The sequence below is a fragment of the Flavobacterium sp. P3_A6 genome (assembly GCF_056403035.1).
Map to the genome: position 1 here is coordinate 113,772 of NZ_JBFUGG010000012.1, position 23,077 is coordinate 136,848.

A 23,077-nucleotide genomic window follows, 5' to 3' on the forward strand; every position below is an offset into this window, starting at 1 on the left:
ATTTCAGATTAAGAATGTTAAACATCTTATCTGAAATCTGTTTTTTTTTGCTGTCTAAAAATTACAAACTGCAAAGTGAAATCTGAATTCTTCCTTAACAGTCCGCCATATTCACGGCAATTGCCAGTCCGCCTTCGGAGGTTTCCTTGTATTTGGAGTTCATGTCTTTGGCTGTTTGCCACATAGTATCAATAACTTTATCCAGAGATACTTTGGCATTTTTGGCATCGGTTTCTAAAGCGAGTTCTGCTGCATTAATCGCTTTTATGGCACCCATTGTATTTCTTTCGATACAAGGTATTTGGACTAAACCGCCAATAGGATCACAGGTCAGACCCAAGTGATGTTCCATTGCGATTTCGGCTGCTATCAATACTTGGTCAGGTGTTCCTCCCATCAATTCGCATAAAGCGCCAGCGGCCATTGCGCTTGAAACGCCAATTTCGGCTTGACAGCCTCCCATTGCCGCAGAGATGGTTGATCCTTTCTTGAAAATACTGCCTATTTCGCCTGCGACCATCAAAAACTGCATGATTTCTTTTTCGCCTGCCTTATGGTTTTCGATAACCAAATAGTACATTAAAACAGCTGGAATTACCCCGGCACTTCCATTGGTTGGAGCGGTTACCACACGGCCTAGCGCAGCATTTACTTCATTAACAGCCAAAGCAAAACAGCTAACCCATTTTAGAATCTGCCTAAATTTAACTTCGGTCTTTCTAATTTCTTCAAGCCATTCCTGCGGAGTGGAGTAATTGGATAAACCAATCAGATTTTGGTGCATATCAAAAGCGCGTCTTCGTACATGCAGTCCTCCGGGAAGTATGCCTTCCGAATGACAGCCGATATACATGCATTCCAGCATAGTATTCCAAATACGCATTAATTCCTTATGAATTTCTGCTTCGGAGCGCATCGATTTTTCGTTTTCATAAACGATTTCCGAAATGGATTTATTTTCTTTTGTGCAATACGCCAAAAGTTGGCTGGCTTTGTCAATAGGGAATGGGAAAGCACATTTTATGGCTAACTTGTTTTGGGCATTTTCCCGTTCTTCTTTAACTACAAATCCGCCTCCTATGGAGTAAAATGTTGAACTGTATTCGGTTTCATTGTCAAAATAGGCTGTAAACGTTAATCCATTGGCATGAAAAGGAAGAAAGTTTTTGTTGAAAACAATGTCTTGAAGAATAAAAAAAGGGATATGGATTTGGTTTCCCAAATGGATTTCTTTTTTAGCTTCAATCGATTTGATAATGCCGTCTATATTTTGAACAGGAATATATTCAGGATCTTGTCCGCTAAGCCCAAGCATTATGGCCAAGTCAGTTGCATGTCCTTTTCCTGTCAATGAAAGAGAGCCGTACAAATCGACTTTAACTCGGGTTATCGCATTAATGTCATAATCGTTTCTTAGTTCAGTTAAGAAGCGTTCGGCGGCACGCCATGGTCCTAGAGTATGGGAACTTGACGGACCAACACCAATTTTTAGCATATCAAAAACTGAGATACATTCTTCCATAAAATTTATTTTGATGAACAAATATAACTATTATTCGAGGTATGATTACTGGTTTTTGTTTAAAAAAAATGACGATTTGGTAATTTTAGTAAAAAAAAAGGTTATTGTGTTGAAGGATTGATAATGTAAGAGATGATTGAAAATCTTCTTTTTATACTATGCTTGATGGTAAAAAGCATCGTGTTTAAAAAGATGAGAAGTTAATGTTTTTAAATACATATAATTCTAAAGCACTGTTACTCATTTCAGATTTTAGGCATAAAAAATAATTTTACTGCAAATTCATAGTTTTTATTGATTTTATTGGCTTTAAAAGATTAAAAACTTATATTTGTCGCTACATTCAAAAATTCCGGAAAACATGTTTGAATTTCAGCAGTATTTAGGCTTTCTACTTTTCTTAACCATCCTTACAATGGGATTTTGGTTAATGTTTTTCTTAGTTGGTTTCGTATCCTATTGGGTAGGAGGAGCAACTTGGGAAGCTTACAAAGAAAAGAGAGCAAAACAAAATGAAGAATTAGAAGCTTAGTCTTTTATTTACTTTACAAAAAAAAGGATTCGTTTTGCGAATCCTTTTTTTATTATGTCTAGTGAAAATTATCCAGGGAAATCTCCCCCGCCATCTCCGCCACCTTCATTTTTAGGTGGTGTATTCTTTTCTCTATCATTTTTAGCTTTGTTGAAACGGTAGGTAAACGATAAATTGAATTGTCGTTTACGAAACTGCATTTCACCGTATGATGTTTGGTTCTCAAGATACGTATAAGATCTCATAATTCTCGTATTGAAAATATCACTGATATTAAACGCTAATGTAGCTTTGTCTTTTAGCAGATCTTTGCTGAAAGCAGTATTCATGCTAAACTGATCTAAGCTTTTTCCTTGTGCCGTTTTTTGTTCACCATTATAAGTAGCATTCAATTGCCAGTCGATTTTGTATGGTAATGTTAGTTTTGAACTAACTCTTGCAAACCAGGTGTTGGCTTGATTGTCAAGATTTTGAACTACAAGATCACCGTTTGTGTCTGTATAGCTATGTTCTCCAGTTGTTTTTACATTATATAAATTAAAATTACTGTTTATTCTCCATATTTTGAATGGGTTGTAATTTAAAGTAAATTCAAAACCAAATTTTTGCTCTTTTCCTAAGTTAATTGGTGAGCTTTTAATAACTGGAATTCCATTTACATTATCACCAGTAGGAGATCTTACAAAGCTGAAAACATCTTTTGTGTTTTCAAAATAAGCAGATGTATTGAATGTTACTTTTTCCCATCGTTTGATATATCCAACATCAAATTTGTCGGTTAGTGAAGGATTTAAATCTGGATTTCCTTGAAAAATATTAACGTTGCTTGAATAATTAACAGCAGGATTCATGAAACGCCCTCTTGGTCTTGTTAAACGTTTGCTGTAGCTCGTAGTGAAGTTGCTTTGATCTGAAATTTCATAACTAATAAAAGCACTTGGAAACAAGTTGTTGTACTTTTTAGTATTGAAATTGTTGGTATCTAATAAGTTTACTTCAATATTAGTATCTTCCCAGCGTAACCCGAATAAATAAGAGAATTTATTTGCTTTGAAGCCATACTGTGTATAAAGTGCGTTGATGTTTTCTTTATATTCCAAAGTGTTTGATAAATTATCTATTCTTACTCCTTGATCGTTAAGAACGTAATATTCGTTGTTTAAGTCGCCAAAACTTCCTTTATATCCAGCTTCAAACTGACTTCCTTCTCCTAACGGAAGAACATAATCGGCCTGTATTTGTGCTTGTTTTTGAATCTGGTTGTTTAAAGTGTTATTATAGTTGTTAGAACCAGTAATAATGCTTTGGCTGTCATCAGTATTTCTTGAAACAGAAGCATCAACAGTAAGTTTGTGCCCTTTATCGTTGAAGTTTTTAATTAAGTTTGAAGTAAATGAGGTGTTTTCACTGCCGGTATCACCCGTGTTCAAACGGTAAGTTGAACCTGTGAAAACATGATTTGCATCATAGTTGCTGTAGTTGATTAAATCTTTGTCTTCACCAGTATTTTTTTCATAATTGATGGCATTTGTCCAATATGTGTTTGGTGCAACAGTCCATTCAACGCCGGCTCTTCCGTTAAAACCATCTCTGGTTCTCTCTGTATCACGATTTTCGTTTAAAAAGTTTTTAGCAGTACCGTCAGCATTAAAATACTGAGAATTAGTTTTGCCGCCGCCTTTATTTGTTCTGTGATTATAACCAGCAGTAGTGAAGTAGTTTAATTTTTCTGTTTTATAATTCACATTAGCAGTTAAGCCATAAGTCTCAGGAATACCTGTCGAAGCTATAAGAGTTCCGTTAAAGCCTTGGTTTTTTCCTTTTTTAAGGATAATATTTATTATTCCGGAACCGCCCTCCGCATCATATCGTGCAGATGGATTTGTAATAACTTCCACTTTATCAATAGCGTCAGCAGGAAGCTGTCTTAAAGCTTCAGCAATATTTACGGCATAGGATGGTCTTCCGTCAATTAAAATTCGGACATTGTCACTTCCTCTTAAGCTTACGTTTCCTTCGGTATCAACAGAAACAGAAGGAACATTATCTAAAACATCACTTACAGTTCCGCCTCTTACCATCATATCCTGACCAACGTTGTATACTTTTTTGTCCAGTTTTATCTCAACAGATGATTTTTCGGCACGAACAACTACTTCGTTTAATTGTGAAGCATCTTCCTCAAGCCCGGTTGTACCTAATGAAGTTTTTTCGGTTATACTTTTTCCTTTTATTTCAACTGATTTAAAGGAAATAAATTCGATCGTAATATCATAAACGCCAGGAATAACATCGGCTTCGTATTCCCCTTTGTTATTAGTGATTCCGCCGGAAATGGCTTTTGGATTTTTTTGATTCTTTAAGGTAATTGTAGCAAACTCTAATGGCTGGTTGCTCTTTTTGTCAACAATTTTTCCAGTAACTTTGACTTTGTTAAAAGCTGGAGGTCCTTGCTGAGCAAAGTTTGTTAGCCCTAAAAATAGAAATAATAGAACTACAGTAAATTTGAAATTTTTCATTTGTAATAAATAAGATTTCTGGGTAAGACGCAGAAATTTGAAAATAGTTTAAATTATGATTCTTAAACTTGTGTTAATGTTTAAATGAAAGGTGTGACTTTGTCTAAGTCTCTTCCAATAATAGCTTGGTTGTCTTTTACAATAATTGGGCGTTCGATAAGAATTGGATTTTCGGCCATAGCCTGAATAATCTGATCGTCGTTCAATGTCTTGCCTTTGTAATTATCAATCCAAATTTTTTCTTTTTGGCGAACTAATTCAATAGGGCTGAAATTTAATTTCTTTAGTAAAACAGTTAATTCGGCAATCGTAGGAGGGGTGTTGAGATAATTTATAATTTCAAACTCTTTATCCGATTCTTCTAAAAACAGCAAACAATTTCTCGATTTTCCGCAACGCTGATTATGGTAAATTTGTATCATTTTTTGGGTGAAATTTGGGTTTTTCTAAAATAAAAATACTTACTTTAGTTTCGACAAAAATAAGATTTGGAATACTATTTAAAGTATAATTATAAAAAAATAACTAATGTTTATAGAACAGGGAATAGATGAAAAAAATAAATTTTGGAAATATCTTTTAGGTTTACTGATTATTGCTGGAGCATCTTTTTTAGGGCAGTTGCCTATGCTGGCGGCAATTTTATTTCAAACTTTTTTTAAAGGAAAATCATATTCTACAACAGATAGTGAATTACTTCATTTTTTTGAGCCTAATTTAAGTTTGTTTCTTTTGCTTTTTTCATACGTTGTAGCTTTGGGCGGAGTGTATTTTGCAGTTCGTTTTTTGCATCGGCAAACTTTTATTTCAATTGTTACTGGCCGAAAAAAAATCGATTGGAACAGAGTGCTGTTTTCATTCTCGATTTGGTCTGTATTTACTGTTGTTTCAACATTGGTTACATATTATTTAAATCCGTCAGATTTTGAAATTAATTTTCAGCCCATTCCCTTTTTAATTTTATTCATTATTGCTTCTTTATTGATCCCAATACAGACAACTGTTGAAGAATTAGTGTTTCGAGGATATCTCATGCAGGGTTTTGCTAATTTATCAAAGAATAAATGGCTGCCGTTATTGGTTACTTCAGTTATTTTTGGATTACTGCATTTATCCAATCCCGAAGTTTCCAAGCTTGGGAACATAATTATGGTGTATTATATTGGCACAGGACTGTTATTGGGAGTAATCACTTTAATGGATAACGGAATGGAACTCGCATTAGGATTTCATGCGGCAAATAACTTAATTGGAGCATTATTAGTAACATCAGATTGGTCTGCTTTTCAAACGTATTCTATTTTTAAAGATGTATCAGAACCCGAAGCCGAATTCGATATTATCTTCCCAGTAATAGTGATTTATCCTCTGCTTTTGATTATATTTGGGTATAAATACAAGTGGTCGGACTGGTTGAAAAAACTGACAGGAAGTATTTGATTTTTAAACAAATAACACAAAATTTTTATAGTATTATGAATACAATAACTTACAAAAATGTGCACAATCATTTTAAAATAAATGGTTATCATTTGACAAAAGAGGATTTATGCAGAATCGCTTATAGTTTTATAAAAGAAGGAGCAGATTTTGAACAAGCAGTGGGTGATTTTTTACTGGATTGGTTCGATGATAAATCCTATATTGATATGTATACTTCAGGCACAACCGGTGAGCCAAAAACAATACGAATTGAAAAAGATGCAATGGTTAAATCAGCTATTGCAACAGGTGATTTTTTTGGATTGGAACCGGGGAATAAAGTATTGCATTGTTTGCCTGCAAATTATGTTGCCGGTAAAATGATGTTTGTCCGTTCATTTATTTTAGGCTTAGATATGGATTTTGTGGCACCAAGTTCACATCCATTAGAATATAATGATAAAAAATATGATTTCGCAGCAATGGTACCGCTTCAAGCCAAAAACTCAATTGACAAACTGACTAATATCAAAAAGATAATTATAGGAGGAGTTAAAGTTCATAAATCATTGGAACAGGAATTGATTAAATTGCCAGTAGAAATTTATGAGACTTATGGAATGACAGAGACAATTACTCATATTGCTGCCAAAAAAATAGGAGAAGAAGCTTTCACCACATTACCAAATGTTACTGTTTCAGTAAATGAGAATCAATGTTTGGAAATTGTGGCTAAAAATATCAGAGATGAAAAAATTGTTACAAATGATATCGTGAAGCTAATTTCTGAAACACAATTTGTCTGGTTAGGCCGTTTTGATAATGTAATTAATAGCGGCGGAATTAAAATTATGCCTGAACAAGTGGAGGGCAAGCTTTCTACATTGATTCCAAGACGTTATTTTGTTAATGGTGAACAGGATGATAATTTGGGAGAAAAAGTGGTTCTTTATGTGGAGGGTGAACCAATAAATATTGACAGTTCCGTATTTGATGTTTTGGATAAATATGAAAAACCCAAAGAGATTATTTTTATTCCTAAATTCAAAGAAACGGCTACCGGTAAAATAATGAGAGAAGAAAGCAAAAAATTAATAGTGGCTAATTAAATGAGGTTTGATAAAACAAAAAAGAGAGGACAATGTTCCTCTTTTTTTGTTTTATCCTTAACTGTAAATATAGGATGTCTTTTAAAATGACACTAAGTTATTTCCCCATTTTAAAAAAATAATCTGCTGAATTTTTTCCGCTTCCATAGATAAGGAAAAAAATACATATTCCCAGAGTGAGTAATGCCAAAAGTAAATTTTGATGATGCATGTGTCCCATAAAATTGATGATTATTGCACAAATTAGAATAGGCAATTGCGCAGCTATAGCCCAACGGGTAAGTAATCCAAAAAAGATTAAAATTCCTCCGATCAAATGGGCAGGGGCTATGTAATGAATCAAAAACATACCGGCTCCAATTTTATCGAATTTGTCGATAGGGGATAATAAATCAACTAAATATTGGATGTTTGAAAAAAAATAAACTCCTTTCATAAATAAAAAAACTCCTAGAGCCATTCTAAGTAGATCTATCGGTAAATAAGTGTGCGCATTGGCCCACTTATTTAAGCTTTTTACATTGTTCATATCTTTTAGGGTTTAAATTGATTACACTAAGGTATTAATTATTAACGATATATGTGCAATTTATTGTGTTTAAAATTGTGAATAATGTTATTTTAAGGTAATATTTTTATTCTTTTGATTTTCTGCTGAATTTATGGAGTTCTTTTTAATGTCTGCTAGAATCCAGTCCAGCTCTGGGTCTTTTTCATTGATATAATCTTGTATTGTTCGTGTAATTTCTTTATCAGGAAAAATACCGTGCCCTTCGACTGCTGTTTTATAAAATGGAGCAACAACGAGCAGTCCAATTGTTATCTTGATGTCAGAATTTGGAAGTTTGATCGTAGGCATTATTCCCGCTACAGTTCCATTGTATGCACCACCAGTTTCTTCGCCAACAAAAGTGGCTCTTTTTGAACCTTTTAAATTAGATGAAATAATACTGGAAGCCGAAAATGTGCCTCCGTTTATCATTACATATATTTTGCCTTTGAATGCATTTTTGTTTATGGTTTTTGGTTTAGATTCTGAATAGGATGCATAATAATTACCGTCCTCTTTTCTATGGACATTAAGGTACATATAAGGAGCATAAAAAAGAGTTATAAAAAACTTTGCCAATAATGGAGACTTGTTAAAAGGTGTTTTTTCAATCAAAGCCGTTTTTGAAACAACTTGAAAAGGATCTGTAAAGACATAAGTTGTGTCCGATAAATAACTGTATAAATTCTCAATGTCTTTTATGGAACCGCCTGGGTTATTTCTTAAATCAATTATTAAAGTCTTTGTTTTATATAACTGCATTTTCTTAAAGCTTTCTTCATAAAAAAGGGAAGGTTTTCCTAAGGCAAAATGGCTGATTTTAAGTAAGGCAATATTATTATCCTTTTCAATGAATTTTAAATCGCGATTATTTGTTTTTGTGTTTTCATTATAACCGTATATTTTTTTATCTTTTCTTGTGAGGATGTTTATTTTGGCTTCATGCCCAATTACTTTCATTTGAGCCCCGTTGTTTTCTTTTTTAGGAGCAGCTTTTCGCTTAATGGATACAATGTGTAAAGAATCATTTTGTTTAAAAACATATTTTAAACTGTTTTGAGGGCCATTTTCATTGGTATAAAATGTAGAAAACATATTTGAAACTCTTTTTCTTTTAAATGTTTTGTTAAATCCGTCTGAAGCGAACAGTGTATAATATTCATTAATTAATTCGCTTGTTTTTTGGTCATTAATGGATATAACTTCGGCTCCGGCTTCGATGGTTACATCGTCTGATTTGTTTTTTATGATATACATTTTGTTATTAATGACTTCAAATTCAAATTGAGAAAAAGGACCGGCTCCTAATTCTTTGATGGCTTTTTGTTCGGATTTGCTTAATATTTTTGTTGATGGCGAAACAATCAGATGACCTTGTCGGATTGAAGCAACAACAGGGCTTATTTTTTTGTAAAACTCAAAACTGGTCATTGGTTTTGTAATGGTGTTTTTTAAACTGTCAAATTTGAAATCGAGTTCTTTTTTCGAAATGTACCAATACAATCTGGGCTGGAGACGCTGTAGTTTTCTATAAGTGAAATCCACATCAGCTTTCAAATCATTTTCGGGAATCAAATCATTTAAGTGTGCGTTATGTTTTTTCACAGAAGCACATTGGAGAAAAAGTAAACTTAAAAACGAAAGGAAGAATGTTTTTTTCATTTATAATTATGGTCTGCTAAATTTTTATGAAATCAATTAGTCATTTATTTAATAAAAACATCTTATTTCGTACAAATGTATACGTTTTTATTTTTGAGCAAAATGCTTGTGAACTTTCTTGAGCATTAAAAAAAACTTCCAATAAATCAGGAGTTCAATGAATTATATTTCATAAAATTAAATTTAAACTTGAATCACCCCCAGATTAAATTTCTTTTCGATAGGAGCGTGGTTGGCAGCTTCAATTCCCATAGATATCCAAGTTCTGGTTTCAAGCGGATCAATAATAGCATCTGTCCATAAATGAGCAGCGGCATAATAAGGAGAAACCTGTTCGTCATAACGAGCTTTGATTTTAGCAAACAATTCAGCTTCTTTGTCTTCGTCTACAACTTCGCCTTTTCCTTTAAGAGAAGAAGCTTCAATTTGTGCCAATACTTTTGCCGCTTGTGTGCCTCCCATAACCGCTAATTCTGCACTTGGCCAAGCAAATATTAATCTTGGATCAAATGCTTTTCCGCACATCGCATAGTTTCCTGCTCCATACGAATTTCCAACAACTACTGTAAATTTTGGAACTACAGAATTGGAAACAGCATTTACCATTTTTGCACCATCTTTTATGATACCGCCATGTTCTGACTTGGAACCGACCATAAAACCTGTAACGTCTTGAACAAATACCAATGGAATTTTCTTTTGGTTGCAGTTGGCAATAAAACGGGTTGCTTTGTCTGCTGAATCGGAGTAGATTACACCTCCAAACTGCATTTCGCCTTTGGCGGTTTTGACAACTTTTCTTTGATTGGCCACAATTCCCACAGCCCAACCGTCAATTCGGGCATAGCCAGTAATAAGAGATTGGCCATAACCGTCTTTGTATGCTTCAAATTCCGAATTATCTACCAATCGATTGATGATTTCCATCATTTCGTATTGTTCGTTTCGGGCTTTTGGCAAAATGCCATAGATTTCATTTTCGTCCAAAGTTGGTTTTTCCGCTTTGATGCGGTTGAATCCTGCTTTATCAAAGTCACCTATTTTATCGACTATGCTTTTTATTTTGTCTAAAGCGTCTTTGTCGTCTTTGGCTTTATAATCCGTCACTCCCGAAATTTCACAGTGCGTTGCCGCTCCGCCCAAAGTTTCATTATCGATAGTTTCACCAATAGCTGCTTTAACCAAATAACTTCCTGCTAAAAAGATACTTCCAGTTTTGTCGACAATCAAAGCTTCATCACTCATAATGGGAAGATATGCACCGCCGGCAACACAGCTTCCCATAACAGCAGCAATCTGTGTAATTCCCAAACTGCTCATTATGGCATTGTTTCTAAAGATACGGCCAAAATGCTCTTTGTCAGGAAAAATTTCGTCCTGTAAGGGCAAATACACTCCCGCACTATCGACCAAATAGATGATTGGCAAACGGTTTTCCATTGCTATTTCCTGTGCTCGAAGGTTTTTCTTTGCAGTAATTGGAAACCAAGCACCCGCTTTTACGGTAGCGTCATTGGCGACAACAATACATTGTTTTCCTTTGATGTATCCAATCTTTACAATTACGCCTCCAGATGGACAGCCACCATGTTCGGCGTACATTTTTTTGCCTGCAAAAGCGCCAATTTCAATGGACTTTGAATTTTCGTCCAATAAATAATTGATACGTTCTCGAGCAGTCATTTTGCCTTCGGCATGCAGTTTCTCGATTCTTTTTTCGCCTCCGCCAAGTTTTACTTTTGCAAATTTTTGTCTGAGTTCAGATAGTAAAAGTTTATTGTGATCTTCGTTTTTGTTGAAGTTTAAATCCATAAGTGTTAATGTGGTTTTGTAACGAGTGCTAATTTACGAAAACGTTTGATTTTTTTCTGTTTGCATGAATTATTTTAAATATTTAGCAATTTAATGTTCTTTAAAATTATATAAAAATATAAACCCCGCAATTTTGTAAATAACGGGGTTCTGTATTGATTTTTGATTTTAATTCGAGTGAAAATTTACATTACTATTGCCATTGAAATTTGCTATTGCTATTGCTGTTGAATTTGCCATTGAAAATTTTAATTATACATTTGGGCATAATATTCATCGGCCATCCGTGCAGAATCAAAGAATGGCACAATTTGTTTCATACTGGTTTCGACCAAATCCCACCAATCTTCTTCTGAATCATAATATAAAGGCAGTATTTCGTCCTCTAGCATGCGGTACAAGTTGTCCAAATCCATTTGGTCTTGTTGGTAAGTTGGCAGATTATGATCGACAATTGGCAAAACAAATGAATTTTGGGTATCATTTAATTCTTTGAATTCACGAACCCAGCCATCATTGGTAGAAAAATTGATAGCTCCGTTCATAGCGGCAGTCACACCGGATGTTCCGGAAGCTTCCCTCGTAACTCTAGGATTGTTTAGCCAAATGTCTGCTCCTTTTTTTAACTGGCGGGATAATTTTAATTCATGGCCTATAAGCACCGCCATATTCTTGAATTCTTTACTGATATGGGAAAGATTGTCAAAATTATGAATGGCACCATAATCAGTCGGATATGGTTTTCCTGCAAAAATAATTTGAATGGGTCTTTCGGTATCATTCATCAGGCTTTTGAATTTTTCAAAATTCCTAGTGATTAAATCTGGTCTTTTATATTCGGCAAAGCGTCTTGCCCAAACAATCGTTAAGATGTCTGGGTCAAATATCTTTCCTGTTTGATCGGCCACTACTTCAAAAAGCTTGGTTTTCAGTCTCTTTTTTCGATTGATTAATTCTTCTCTGTCTTTGCTTGCATGCGCATCATCAAGCCAGGGATCGACCCAGTATTTTTTGTTTTGGGCATTGGTAATATGGGTTATTGGGCAAATTCCAGTAAAATCTTTCCACATATCCCTTGAAACTTCTCCGTGCAGTTTGGAAACGCCATTGGCTTTATGGCTTAACCGCAATGCTACAAGTGAATGATTAAAAGTGTTGTCCTGAATGCCTGTTATTTCTCTGACAGTTTCCAATGGGATGCCGTCAAAAAAACTTAGATTTTCCAGTAAATAAATATCGTGTTTTTCATTTCCCGCTTCCTCAGGGGTGTGCGTGGTAAAAACCATTTTTTCTCTGATTTTTTCAACGCTTTTGTATTTGTTGTACAAATGAAAAACAGAGGAAACCGCATGCGCTTCATTCAAATGGTAAATATCCGGTTCGTAGTCCAAGGCGTCCAGTAATTTGGCTCCACCCAATCCCAAAACCATTGTCTGGGCTATTTTGGCACTTGGATCAGAATCATATAATCTAAAAGTGGTTGATTTTGCCAAATAATCGTTTTCGGGCAGGTCTGTCGAAAGGAAAAACATTGGAACTGTTCCAAAGGTTTCCGGTTTCAGGAAATAAGCCCGAATCCAAACATCGTGATTGTTGATTTTTATCGTAAATCGAATGTTGGTGTCTTCAAGGAAACTATAGTTTTTCTCTCTGAAAAGAGAGCCCATCGAAAGGTCTTCTTTTAAATATTGGTCGTAATATCCTTTTTTCCATAAGATCCCAATCCCGATTAAATTTTGCTTTAAATCATAAGCGCTTCGCATGTGTGATCCTGCCAAAAATCCCAATCCTCCAGAATAGATTTTGAGACATTGGTCAATGGCAAATTCCATTGAGAAATAAACAGCCGGTTTTTGATATTTTTTATTGAAAGAGTATGGATGTCTGTATTTTTCGGGTAAACTTTTGCTCATAATTGATTAGAAATTTAAAGTTTGATTCCTAACAAATTTAGAGAATTAGATTGAAAGATAGTTTTTTTAAAGGTTAATGTTGCGCCTGCATAGTATTATTTATTGGTTTTTTAAACGATATCGTTTTAGGAATAATTATTACAAAATTAAAAAGGGCTTTTAAATATAAGAGCCAATTTATATCCCGAAATTTTAAATTATTCTTAATCGTTTTTTTTGCGGATTAAAACGTGTAAGCCAAAATGCAAATTATATAAGTTTTAAAGTAAAATATATAACAGCTAGACTTTCTCGGGATTTTAACTTTGCAAAAAAAAATCAAAACTGTGCAAAATACATTTTCACTCATTCTGTTTTTACTTTCTGTTTTTTCTTCAAATGCTCAGGTTCAGGCACTGGTCAATGATGAGGTTAAGCTCAATACTATGGTCGCCCGTTGGGAATTGGACTCAACTGCTGTAAGAGGAACATTTTTGGTTACGCCTTATAAAACAATTTACATTATGCCTCTTGTATGGTCCAGTAGTCCAAATGAACAGCCTCATTCCGGAAATACTTCACCAGATTATACTCCTTCATCTAAAGTTAATTATGATAATATTGAGTTGAAATTCCAACTGAGTTTTAAAACAAAAATATTACAGAGTTTTTTATGGGGACGCGCCGATCTTTGGCTGGCTTATACTCAAATTTCGCATTGGCAATTTTATAATTCAGAATTATCCAGGCCTTTTAGGGAAATTAATTATGAACCCGAAATCATCCTTAATTTTCCGGTAAAGTTCAATGTATTTGGATTTAAAGCCCGAATGATTGGTCTTTCCTTCAATCATATGTCAAATGGTAAAAGTTATCCGGACACCAGAAGCTGGAACAGGGTTATATTGATGACAGGTTTCGAAAGAAAAAATTGGAATATCTACATCAGGCCTTGGTATGTTATTCCTGAATCGAAGGGGGATAATCCAGATATTTCAAGCTATATAGGTAATGCAGACGTAAATGTTATTTATGCTAAAAACCGAAGTGTTTTTACGTTTACCGGGAGCCATAATTTTAATTTTGAAGGTAATATGAGAGGAAGTTCCACTTTTTCCTGGGCATATTCCATACAGGGAAATCTTAGAGGATATTTGCAGGTATCCCACGGTTACGGAAATTCACTAATCGATTATAACCACAATCAAACTACTGTTGGTGTTGGTGTTTCGTTAATTGAATGGAAATAGTTTTATGGGGTAAATATTTATAGTTCTATTAGTAATTTTGGAGCAGAAAGATTAGATATTTTTTGCTGGCATCGTCAAGCTTTCCGTTGCAAACATAGTTCACTGAACCCCTATGGAAATAAATGTAAAGTGAAGTAATTTTATGTTCCGAACACCTGGTCATAAGAATTTCCACTTCATTCGTGGCTAAGAGTTAAATTTAGTCAATTTTGTTATTAATTTTTTTCAGTTGCTTGATAAATAGTTTGTTTAGTGGTATTTGCAGACAGTTTATCGAGCAAAGGAAAATGCCTTTCAATTTTTTTTTGAAAGGCATTTTTGTATTGGATTATTAATCTTTGTAAAACTTTGGGAATTATTCTTCTTCACGCTGTCCCATCATCATGAGATAGGCTTTCAGGAATCCATCGATGTTTCCATTCATAACGCTGTCAACGTCACTGGTTTCTTGCCCTGTTCGAACGTCTTTTACCAGTTTATAAGGCTGCATTACGTAATTGCGTATTTGTGATCCCCATTCAATTTTCATTTTTCCGGCTTCAATATCAGAACGTTGCTCTTGCTGTTTTTTAAGTTCAATTTCGTATAATTGAGAACGCAGCATTTGCATGGCTCGAGTTCTGTTGTCGTGCTGTGAGCGGGTTTCCGAACATTGAATCTGAATGCCTGTTGGCTTATGCGTTAATTGAACTTTGGTTTCCACCTTGTTTACGTTTTGACCTCCAGCACCGCTGGAACGGGCAGTTACTATTTCGATGTCAGCAGGGTTTATTTCAATTTCGATAGTATCGTCCACAAGCGGATACACATAGACTGAAACAAAAGACGTATGTCTTTTGGCATTACTGTCAAAAGGAGAAATGCGTACCAATCTATGTACTCCGTTTTCGCCTTTGAGGTAACCAAAAGAATAGTCGCCTTCAATTTCGAGTGTCACGGTTTTTATTCCCGCAGCATCGCCTTTTTGAAAATTCAGTTCCCGAATTTTATATCCTTCTTTTTCGGCCCACATCATGTACATACGCATGAGCATTTCGGCCCAGTCGCAACTTTCGGTACCACCGGCACCAGCCGTAATTTGGAGCACTGCACTCAAAGAATCACCTTCTTCCGAAAGCATATTTTTGAATTCTATTGCCTCAATATGAGCTTCAGTTGAGTTGTACTGACTGTCTAATTCTTCGATAGTTAGCTCTCCTTCTTTGTAGAAATCATACGCTAACTGCAATTCGTCTGCCATATCGACAGCTTTGTTGTAATCTTCGATCCATTTCTTTTTGCTTCTGAGGTTTTTTACCAGAATTTCGGCTTCTTTGGCGTTGTTCCAAAAGTCGGGAGCGAAGGTTTTTTCTTCTTCGTTGGCTATTTCGATAAGCTTGGCATCAACGTCAAAGATACCTCCTCAACGCACCAAGGCGTTCCACAATACCTTTTATTTGTTCGGTAGTTGTCATAAATTTATAGTAATTTTGTATCGAAAATTATTAGGTTGACCATTTTTTAGCCCTGATAGCAGTGAAAATCCTTTTTTGTTTTTCCTTTAAAAACAGAAAAGATTGCAACGGATAGCAGGATTAGCTCCTAATAATTTTGCTGGTTTTGAATGCAAAAATAGGATATAGTTTTTAGATTATGGAAATAAATTTGATAAGCGATACGATTACCAAACCATCGGTTGAAATGCTCCAATATATGTTTAACGCCCAAGTAGGTGACGATGTGTATAAGCAGGATCCAACGGTTATTGCTCTTGAGGCGAGATTGGCAGGGATGTTTGGTATGGAAGCAGGGCTTTTTTTTCCGTCTGGAACTATGGCAAATCAAACAGCGATTAAATTGCACACACAGCCCGGTGAACAATTGATTGCCGATAAATATGCGCACGTTTATCATTATGAAGGAGGCGGGGTTTCGTTTAACAGCGGGGTTTCCTGCTGTCTGCTGGATGGTGATCGAGGAATGATTACGGCCGAACAGGTGGCTGGAGCGATTAATGACCCTGAGTTTTACCACAGTCCGCTGACGAGTTTGGTATGTGTTGAAAACACTACAAATAAAGGAGGAGGAGCTTGTTATGATCTGGAGGAACTAAAGAAGATTAAAGCGGTTTGTGTCGCTAATAATTTAAAATTTCATTTGGATGGCGCCCGAATTTGGAATGCGGTCGTGGCAAAAAAACAGCATCCGAGAGAATTTGGAGCATTGTTTGACACAATTTCGGTTTGTTTGTCTAAAGGATTGGGAGCGCCAATTGGTTCGGTGCTTTTGGCAGATAAAAAGACTATTCACAGAGCATTGCGCATTAGAAAAATATTGGGTGGCGGTATGCGTCAGGTGGGATATTTGGCAGCGGCGGGCAATTTTGCTTTAGATCATAATATTGCCAAATTGGTTGATGACCATAGAAGAGCAAGAGAAATTGCTGGAGTATTGTCAAGAGTGTCCTGGATTGGTACAATCGAACCGGTGGAAACCAATATTTTGATTTTTTCGGTTCGGGAAGGTTTAAATGAAAAAATTCTTATTGAAAAACTGAAAGAAAAAAATATTCTGATAAGCTCTTTGGGACACGGAAAACTCCGAATTGTGACGCATCTGGATTATAAAGAAGTGATGCATACTTATGTTTTGGAAACGCTGCAGAAGATTATTCTTTAAGACGTTTTCATAAAATACGAATATTTATCTTCATCATATATTACAAAGCCTAAATTCTGACACAGAGTTTGGGCTTTGTTTACTTTAAGGACACTTAGTTTTACTGGGATTTTATTTGAGGAAGTCTTATAAGGCTGAAAAAAAACCTTGCAGGATAAAACGAATCTTGCAAGGTTTAGTAATTGTCGTTCAAAACAGCTTTAAACGTTTAAACCAATTTAAACAATTTTAACCACTTTTTATTTTTTATTTAAACATGTCTTCCATTCCAGGAATCATTGGCATGTCCATTTTTGCAACAGCATCCAATTCGGCTTGGTTTATTTTTGAAGCCTTTTCTATGGCTTTGTTTAGTACCAAAATCAAGTAATCTTCCAGTTGTTCTTTGTCTTCCAAAAGAGAATCATCGATTGTGATTGATTTAATTTTGGTGTTGGCGGTCAAAGAGACTTTTAATAAGCTGTCGCTACTTTGTTCGTCAATTAGTACAGTGTCTAAACGTTTTTTAGTATCTTCGATTTTTTGTTGGGTTTCTCTAAGTTTACCCATCATTCCCATTAAATCCATTTTGGTGATTTTTAAATTATTGAAAGACAAAATTACTGAATTTGATTTTCATTAGCATTAAATAAGATGAAAAACGAATTCGTTTTAAAATCGCTTTGTGTTATTTTTGCATTTTAAATACTAAAACCACTCGCAAACAATGCCAGAAAATAGTTCAACTCCCGTAGCTAAAGTAATCCCTAAGAAATTAAAGAAATTTGGTGAAGTTAGAATCGATAATTATTTTTGGTTAAATAATCGAGAAAATCCCGAGGTTATTGATTATTTGAATCAGGAAAATGCCTATTACCAAGAAAAAACGGCACATACCAAAGACTTTCAAGCTGTGCTTTTTGAGGAAATGAAAAGCCGAATTAAGGAAGACGACCAATCAGTTCCTTATCTGTTTAATGGGTATTATTATATTACCCGCTATGAGAAAGGTCAGGATTATCCTATTTACTCCAGAAAAAAAGAAAGCCTTTCGGCAAAAGAAGAAATTCTGTTCAACTGCAACGAAATGGCTAAAGATAAACCTTATTTTCAGTTGGGAGCTTTAAGCGTTAGCCCTGATAATAAATTGGCGCTCTTTAGTTATGATATAGTTGGGCGAAGAATTTATACTATTCAAATCAAAAATCTGGAAACCAACGAAATTCTGGAAGATAAAATAGAAAATGTTACCGGAAGCGCTGTTTGGGCAAATGATAATAAAACGATTTTTTATTCGGATCAGGACGATGTTACTTTGCGTGCTGATAAAATTTTCAAGCATAAGTTAGGAACAAAACAAGAGGATGATGTTTTGGTTTATTTTGAAAAAGACGATACGTTCAATGTTGAAATCGCTAAATCCAAGTCCCGAAAATATTTAGCCATAGAGTCAGGAAGCACATTGACCACTGAATATCAAATTTTGGATGCCGATAATCCTGATGGAGAATTTAAAATGTTTCAAAAAAGGGTTCGTGGATTGGAATACAGCATCAATCATTATGGGGATAGTTTTTATATTATGACCAATAAAGATAAAGCGGCCAATTTTAAATTAATGAAAACTTCAGTAAACAAAACTTCAAAAGCCAATTGGGTTGAAGTTATTCCGCACCGAAAAGACGTTTTGCTGGAAGATATTGAGATTTTTAAAGACTTTTTGGTTCTTGAGGAACGAGAAAATGGTTTGAACAAAATCAGAATTATGCCTTGGAATGGAGAAGGGGAGTATTACCTTCCTTTTGAAAGCGAAACTTATACGGCTTATGCGACTTCTAATGTTGATTTTGATACTGATATATTGCGTTATGGTTATCAGTCGATGACCACACCTTCGTCGACCATTGATTTTAACATGAGGACTAAAACCAAAGAAATAAAAAAAGAACAGGAAGTATTAGGTGGGAAATTCGATAAAAACAATTATACCGAAGAGCGTGTTTGGGCTACGGCTGAAGATGGCGTTAAAATTCCTATTTCGATGGTATATAAGAAAGGATTGAAGAAGGATGGCACGAATCCGCTGCTTCAATATGCTTACGGTTCTTATGGGCATTCTATGGATGCAACTTTTTCTTCGACCCGACTTACTTTATTGGACAGAGGATTTATTTTTGCCATTGCGCACATACGCGGAGGGGAAGATTTAGGCAGGCAATGGTATGAAGACGGCAAATTATTGAAAAAGAAAAATACATTTACCGATTTTATCGATTGTTCTAAGTTTTTAATAGCTGAAAAATATACTTCACCTGAACATTTATATGCCGAAGGCGGTTCGGCCGGAGGATTATTGATGGGAGTTGTAGTTAATACTGCATCTGAATTGTATAATGGCGTTATTGCTCAAGTAGCTTTTGTAGATGTTATTACTACAATGCTCGATGATAGTATTCCGCTTACAACCGGGGAATATGATGAATGGGGCAATCCTAACGTAAAAAAGTATTATGACTATATGTTATCTTACTCACCGTATGATAATGTAGTATCACAAAAATATCCAAATATGTATGTGTCCACAGGTTTGCATGATTCTCAGGTACAATATTGGGAACCAGCTAAATGGGTGGCTAAATTACGGGCTTTAAAAACAGATGATAATCTCTTATTTTTGGATACGAATATGGATGCGGGGCATGGCGGAGCATCCGGTCGCTTTGAAGCCATTAAGGAATTGGCGAAAGAGTACAGTTTTTTATTAGATTTAGAGAAAATTGAAATCTAATTAGAATTTTTTTGTTAGATTTGCATAATATCGGGGTGAATTAAAAATGCTCTCAGATAAACTATTTTTTTATGAAAGAAGAAATAAATGCTTATAATAATGTTCTAGAATTAATAGGTAATACACCGCTTATTAGACTAAACAATATAACCGAGAATTTAAAGGGTAATTTCTATGCAAAAGTAGAGTCCTTTAATCCGGGACATTCATCGAAAGATAGAATAGCTTTATACATCATCGAAGAAGCAGAAAAAAGAGGAATTTTGTCGCCTGGCGATACCATAATCGAAACAACTTCTGGTAATACAGGATTTAGCTTGGCAATGGTAAGCATCATAAAAGGATACAACTGTATTCTTGCGGTAAGTTCAAAATCTTCAAAGGACAAGATTGATATGTTAAGGAGTTTGGGGGCAAAAGTTTATGTATGCCCGGCCCACGTTTCTGCAGATGATGACCGTTCTTATTATAATGTAGCAAAACGCCTGCATGAAGAAACCAAAGGATCTGTTTATATTAATCAATATTTTAATCAATTAAATATTGATGCTCATTACAAATCGACAGGGCCAGAAATTTGGAAACAAACAAATGGTAAAATAACTCACCTTGTCGCATGCAGCGGAACTGGAGGAACTATTTCCGGAACTGCAAAATACCTTAAAGAACAAAATCCTAATGTTAAGATACTTGGAGTTGACGCTTTTGGTTCGGTTTTGAAAAAATATCATGAAACTAGAGAGTTTGATAATGATGAAATTTATCCTTACAGAATAGAAGGATTAGGAAAAAATTTAATCCCGTCGGCAACTGATTTTGATATTATTGATAAATTTATCAAAGTTTCTGATGAAGAAAGTGCTCACTCTGCAAGAGAAGTAACCAGAAAAGAAGGTTTATTTGTTGGTTATACATCTGGAGCAGTAATGCAGGCAATTAAACAATACGCTGAAGAAGGAGAGTTTGATAAGAATAGCATTGTCGTGGCTATCTTCCCGGATCATGGTTCACGTTATATGAGTAAAGTATTTAGCGATGATTGGATGAATGATCAAGGATTCTTCGATAGCATTAATGAAGAAGAAGCGCAAAAAATAGAATTTATTAAGTAAAATAATTTACTGTTATAATTTATGAAAAGCTCTAGATGTAAATCTAGAGCTTTTTTTATGGATCAAATTAAGTGTTGAAGCATTCTAAATGGTATTATTTATTTTGATATTAATTAATGCTGTAGAGTTTAAAGTTTTAAATGTGATTTTTTTTGTTTTTGATTTAATAGTAATATAGTTAAATTGATGGTTATTATTTAGTTAATCAATTTAATTTTTTGTTTTTATTGAATACTTTTCATTTCAAAATTATTATCAAGTAAATTAAACGAGTATTTTGACTGTTCATCGAAGTATTTTGGTTTGTATTATGAAGTAGTTTTAAATTTATATAGGTAAATGTGGCCGCATATTTTTTGCTAATTTTAAAACCTACAACTTATGAAAAAATATATACTCTTTACAGTAGTGTTAATGTTTTCTGTTTTGGTTAATGCTCAAAATGCAATTCAAGAATTTAATTTTAATGGTACTCTTAGTAATACATCCAATACAATTTCATTTTTGGGTGATGCTAAGTATGTAAAAGACAGAACTGGAACTGTAAATGGAGCTTTACACATTGTTAATAATGTTCTTGAAGCATCTATACCTAATTTACCGCTTTCTAATTCTAAAAGAACGGTTTCTGTTTGGGTGAAGTATAATGATATCACCGCTGCCAATTATATTTGGGGTTATGGGGCTTTGGCTAATGCTGAATATTTTGGTTTATTGCAGCAAAGTACCGCCACTTCAAAATCCGATTTGAATCTTGCTGGTTGGGGATCTGTAAATGATGTTATTGTGACAACTACAATTGCCACGGGAGTTTGGTATAATTATACTGTGACTTATGATGGGCTTACTTCGAAAATTTACAAAAATGGTGAATTGATTAAATCATCCATTAGCCCTAGAAAATTAACATCTTCAGTGGTTTTTGGTATTGGCCGAATGGGATCAATGGTTAGTATGAATGCTGATATCGATGATCTGAAAATTTATGATGTTGCTCTATCTGCTGAAGAAGTGGCTGCTATGTATAATAATGGTTCTGTATTGACTCCAAAAGATACAGTTGTTGCTTTTGTTGCCAAAACAGCTTTGGAAAACGAAGGTACGAAAGCAACAAAAAAAACGGTTTCAGCTGCTACAAACATAAGCATTGTATTATCTGTTCCTGTGGAAACAAGGTCAATCAAAATTTCAGAAATTTATTCGTTGCAAGGTTTAAAAGTATTGAGTGCTGATAAAAATGAGATTGATGTCACCACTTTGCCGGAAGGGACATATTTGTTGAAAATCTCTGATTTACCGCAAGATTCGGTATCTAAAAAACTGACTTCAAATTAGGTTAAAATTATAATATTTTAATTAGTGAGAAAAGGGTTGTGCTGTCAGGTTCAGCCTTTTTTATGAAATTATTGCGGTAGGACCGGTCTTAAAACGGTGTTGTGCCAATAGCTTCAGCGGTTTTTGAAGTTAATTAAAAACAAAAAAGCTCTAGATGATCTAGAGCTTTTTTTGAAATTATATTTTGAGAATTATGCTTCTTCCATTGTGTGATATACGTTCATCACGTCATCATCTTCTTCCATTTTTTCTATTAATTTTTCTACATCGGCCATTTCTGCTTCAGTTAATTTTTTTGTTATTTGCGGGATTCTTTCAAAACCAGAAGATAATATTTCTAAATTTCTGCTTTCTAATTCTTTTTGGATAGTTCCAAAACTTCCAAACGGAGCATAAATTAGAATACCGTCTTCATCTTCGAAGACTTCTTCCGCGCCAAAATCAATTAATTCTAATTCCAATTCTTCAGGATCGATTCCTTCTTTAGGAATTCTAAAGTTGCAGGTATGATCAAACATGAACTCAACAGAGCCTTGGGTTCCTAAAGTTCCATTACATTTGTTAAAATAACTTCTAACGTTGGCAACTGTTCTGTTGTTATTGTCAGTAGCTGTTTCTATCAGAAGAGCAATACCATGAGGAGCGTATCCTTCAAATAATACTTCTTTATAATTAGCTGTGTCTTTATCAGTAGCTTTTTTAATGGCTCTTTCAACATTGTCTTTTGGCATGTTGGCAGCCTTAGCATTTTGAATGACAGCTCTTAATCTTGAATTGGCTTCAGGATTTGGGCCGCCTTCTTTTACCGCCATTACAATATCTTTACCAATTCTGGTAAATGCTTTGGCCATTGCTGACCAGCGTTTCATTTTTCTACCTTTTCGGAATTCAAATGCTCTTCCCATTGATTATTTTTATTTTGAATTGCAAAAATA

The 23,077-nt window shown here is 34.6% G+C and carries 18 protein-coding genes; 8 read left to right on the forward strand and 10 right to left on the reverse strand.

The genetic code is table 11. The annotated features are described in order from the left end of the window. Positions 1-94 precede the first annotated feature (94 nt). On the reverse strand, positions 95-1,522 hold the full coding sequence (locus AC1DVP_RS13325; RefSeq protein ID WP_477183968.1) for an L-serine ammonia-lyase: 1,428 nt from the start codon (positions 1,520-1,522) through the stop codon (positions 95-97). Between the two features lie 331 nt (positions 1,523-1,853). On the opposite strand from AC1DVP_RS13325, the gene AC1DVP_RS13330 reads away from it, so the two are divergent. Further along, the gene (locus AC1DVP_RS13330) at positions 1,854-2,054 is read left to right on the forward strand and encodes a hypothetical protein (protein ID WP_477184007.1); all 201 of its coding nucleotides are present in this window, start codon (positions 1,854-1,856) and stop codon (positions 2,052-2,054) included. A 68-nt stretch (positions 2,055-2,122) separates the two neighbouring features. Here AC1DVP_RS13330 and AC1DVP_RS13335 read toward each other — a convergent pair whose 3' ends face one another. Next, on the reverse strand, positions 2,123-4,573 hold the full coding sequence (locus AC1DVP_RS13335) for a TonB-dependent receptor (protein ID WP_477183969.1): 2,451 nt from the start codon (positions 4,571-4,573) through the stop codon (positions 2,123-2,125). 80 nt (positions 4,574-4,653) lie between these two features. Beyond that, entirely contained in the window at positions 4,654-4,995 is a 342-nt protein-coding gene (locus AC1DVP_RS13340; RefSeq protein ID WP_477183970.1) for an arsenate reductase family protein, read from the reverse strand. Between the two features lie 106 nt (positions 4,996-5,101). Here AC1DVP_RS13340 and AC1DVP_RS13345 point away from each other — a divergent pair, with 106 nt between their 5' ends. Together AC1DVP_RS13345 and AC1DVP_RS13350 are read left to right on the forward strand one after the other, a co-directional pair. After that, positions 5,102-6,013 carry a lysostaphin resistance A-like protein gene (locus AC1DVP_RS13345; RefSeq protein ID WP_477183971.1) on the forward strand — a complete coding sequence of 304 codons (912 nt, stop codon included), beginning with the start codon at positions 5,102-5,104 and terminating at the stop codon, positions 6,011-6,013. A 35-nt stretch (positions 6,014-6,048) separates the two neighbouring features. Then, positions 6,049-7,104, forward strand: coding sequence for an AMP-binding protein (locus AC1DVP_RS13350; protein ID WP_477183972.1), 1,056 nt, complete (start codon positions 6,049-6,051; stop codon positions 7,102-7,104). Positions 7,105-7,201: 97 nt separating this feature from the next. On the opposite strand, the gene AC1DVP_RS13355 is transcribed toward AC1DVP_RS13350, so the two are convergent. From AC1DVP_RS13355 to glgP, 4 genes are all read right to left on the reverse strand, one after another. Then, complete coding sequence (locus tag AC1DVP_RS13355) at positions 7,202-7,633, reverse strand: DoxX family protein (RefSeq protein ID WP_477183973.1); 432 nt, start codon at positions 7,631-7,633, stop codon at positions 7,202-7,204. 87 nt (positions 7,634-7,720) lie between these two features. Continuing rightward, positions 7,721-9,259: a S41 family peptidase gene (locus tag AC1DVP_RS13360; RefSeq protein ID WP_477183974.1), complete on the reverse strand. Its 1,539-nt coding sequence runs from the start codon at positions 9,257-9,259 to the stop codon at positions 7,721-7,723. Positions 9,260-9,499: 240 nt separating this feature from the next. Further along, a complete protein-coding gene (locus AC1DVP_RS13365) occupies positions 9,500-11,128 on the reverse strand; it encodes an acyl-CoA carboxylase subunit beta (protein WP_477183975.1) in 1,629 nt (542 codons plus the stop codon). A 248-nt stretch (positions 11,129-11,376) separates the two neighbouring features. Then, positions 11,377-13,041, reverse strand: a complete 1,665-nt coding sequence (glgP, locus tag AC1DVP_RS13370) for an alpha-glucan family phosphorylase (protein WP_477183976.1) — start codon at positions 13,039-13,041, stop codon at positions 11,377-11,379. A 326-nt stretch (positions 13,042-13,367) separates the two neighbouring features. On the opposite strand from glgP, the gene AC1DVP_RS13375 reads away from it, so the two are divergent. Then, positions 13,368-14,270 carry a phospholipase A gene (locus AC1DVP_RS13375; protein WP_477183977.1) on the forward strand — a complete coding sequence of 301 codons (903 nt, stop codon included), beginning with the start codon at positions 13,368-13,370 and terminating at the stop codon, positions 14,268-14,270. A 355-nt stretch (positions 14,271-14,625) separates the two neighbouring features. Here the strand turns inward: AC1DVP_RS13375 and prfB are convergent. Then, positions 14,626-15,724, reverse strand: a protein-coding gene (gene prfB / locus AC1DVP_RS13380) for a peptide chain release factor 2 (RefSeq protein ID WP_477183978.1) whose coding sequence is annotated in 2 segments (ribosomal slippage) — positions 14,626-15,660 and positions 15,662-15,724 — 1,098 coding nt in all. Because the reading frame shifts where the segments join, the coding sequence is not laid out codon by codon here. Positions 15,725-15,902: 178 nt separating this feature from the next. Between prfB and AC1DVP_RS13385 the strand changes: the two genes are divergently transcribed. Next, complete coding sequence (locus AC1DVP_RS13385) at positions 15,903-16,928, forward strand: threonine aldolase family protein (RefSeq protein ID WP_477183979.1); 1,026 nt, start codon at positions 15,903-15,905, stop codon at positions 16,926-16,928. 246 nt (positions 16,929-17,174) lie between these two features. On the opposite strand, the gene AC1DVP_RS13390 is transcribed toward AC1DVP_RS13385, so the two are convergent. Then, positions 17,175-17,495 carry a YbaB/EbfC family nucleoid-associated protein gene (locus AC1DVP_RS13390; RefSeq protein WP_477184006.1) on the reverse strand — a complete coding sequence of 107 codons (321 nt, stop codon included), beginning with the start codon at positions 17,493-17,495 and terminating at the stop codon, positions 17,175-17,177. Positions 17,496-17,634: 139 nt separating this feature from the next. On the opposite strand from AC1DVP_RS13390, the gene AC1DVP_RS13395 reads away from it, so the two are divergent. From AC1DVP_RS13395 to AC1DVP_RS13405, 3 genes are all read left to right on the forward strand, one after another. Beyond that, entirely contained in the window at positions 17,635-19,695 is a 2,061-nt protein-coding gene (locus AC1DVP_RS13395; RefSeq protein WP_477183980.1) for a S9 family peptidase, read from the forward strand. A gap of 71 nt (positions 19,696-19,766) precedes the next feature. Then, the gene (gene capA / locus AC1DVP_RS13400; protein WP_477183981.1) at positions 19,767-20,807 is read left to right on the forward strand and encodes a cysteate synthase; all 1,041 of its coding nucleotides are present in this window, start codon (positions 19,767-19,769) and stop codon (positions 20,805-20,807) included. A 381-nt stretch (positions 20,808-21,188) separates the two neighbouring features. Next, a complete protein-coding gene (locus AC1DVP_RS13405; RefSeq protein ID WP_477183982.1) occupies positions 21,189-22,142 on the forward strand; it encodes a LamG domain-containing protein in 954 nt (317 codons plus the stop codon). A 191-nt stretch (positions 22,143-22,333) separates the two neighbouring features. On the opposite strand, the gene AC1DVP_RS13410 is transcribed toward AC1DVP_RS13405, so the two are convergent. Continuing rightward, positions 22,334-23,047 carry a YebC/PmpR family DNA-binding transcriptional regulator gene (locus AC1DVP_RS13410; RefSeq protein ID WP_477183983.1) on the reverse strand — a complete coding sequence of 238 codons (714 nt, stop codon included), beginning with the start codon at positions 23,045-23,047 and terminating at the stop codon, positions 22,334-22,336. Positions 23,048-23,077 lie beyond the last annotated feature (30 nt).